Annotated in this window: 1 protein-coding gene; it reads right to left on the bottom strand. The window is 59.5% G+C overall.

Going from position 1 to position 1,502, the window contains the following annotated elements; all coding sequences use genetic code 11:
* Positions 1–481: 481 nt before the first annotated feature.
* Positions 482–1,502, bottom strand: a 1,021-nt coding sequence (locus tag AC07DW_RS34460; protein ID WP_478861527.1) for a hypothetical protein, incomplete at its 5' end; no start/stop codon positions are given.

Here is a 1,502-nt window from a genome sequence, read left to right as displayed (position 1 = left end):
CGGGAGCTCTGGCGTCATTGCAGGCATTCGCATTCCAGGCCACACCACTCGAACGTGCCACTCCACTTACCGTCACCGGTTCTCAGTCAGGCACTAAGACCGAACGGCCAGTGACCGCCGTGGTTGTCGGCCTCAACCCCGTACTTCGGGCGCTGGGCAGCGTACTTCCGCAACGGAACTCCGGGCGGAAGTTCAACGCCGTCGACGGCTGCGTCCACGAACCGAAAACACAGACTCCGCGGTCGGAACTGGACCACCCGATTCACTTACGGATTGATCACCCGGCTCGGGGTTTACCGCCTTACCGGAAACGTGCACAGGGCGACGGCGCATGCCAGTCGGTGAACGATGCCGGAAAGCCGTGTGCGGGAGAACCGCACGCCCGCGACGTGCCACCCAGCAGCACGTAGCCGTCCGCGCGGTGGCTGGTGAGCGCGGTGTGACTGGTTGCTTTCCGGATGCACCTCCTGGCAGACGCTCTCTAGAGAACATCTTTTTTCATAAAAAAGTCAATTATTGCCTCCCTTGAACCCTCAAGGTCGAATAGCTTCGCTTGCCCTGCCGGGTCAAGGGCTACGGCAAAAGCCTCTGCCCAGAATTCATGTGGATCCGTAAGGTACTTTTGAGCCTCCGCTTCATTCGCGTTATCTACGGTTTCTTTCAGTATCTTCTCTGTCCACTCGTCCCGGAAGGCAGCTACATCGCCGCCGGCCCTGTCAAAACCCATCACATCGCATACAAAGTGGCCGAACTCGTGAAGGGGGACCAGGTTGAGCGGAACTCTCCGTCTATTTTGCGCAGATGCCATATGCTTTGAATTGAACAGATGCATGGAGAGAGGTGTCTGATTGTATCGACTGGAGCCGTTTTTGAAGCTGGAGTGACCGTGTATTCCTGCATATGGTGACGATGACGCTTTCATTCCGTTAAGCAGGACATCGAGCCATCGCTCTGGAACATTACTGAGCATCCCCATGGACTTCCTGAAGTGCATAGGCACCTTGCTGTTGTACTTGTTGTTCATGTGGATATACCCGGCGAATTTATTTTGCATGAATTCATAGCCCCCGGCGATGTCCTCGAGAGGTGTGAAGGATTGATCGAAAGGAGAGAGCGGCGAGGATCCCGCGTCGGCCGCGACCGTTACGTTATCGACCAGTGGTGCCTCGTCGGCTGCCTTGATCGCCTTCGGGGCTCTGCTCACGCCGACTCCGATGCCAGCGCCGCCTCCGAGGAGGATGCCGACGGCTCCGAAGGCGAGGGACATATAGTTGAGGGGGTCGTTGAGCTGGTCGCGTCCGGTTGCGAGGGCGGCGATGTCGAGGGCGGCGCTGGCGCCGTCGAGGGCGGCGCCAGCGAGGGCGATGCCGACGGCTAGGGCGCCGCCGCCGAGGCCGAGGGTGATGCCGGTGGTGATGGCGGCTGCGGCGAGGGCGATGCCGTAGATGAGGTATTGGCCCCAGTCGGGTATGGCGGTGTTGCCTGACGGGTCGGTTTTCATG

This window comes from Streptomyces sp. NPDC045701, from assembly GCF_056432045.1.
The sequence above is the reverse complement of the archived record's forward strand: the minus strand, read 5'-3'. Positions and strand labels throughout refer to the sequence as shown.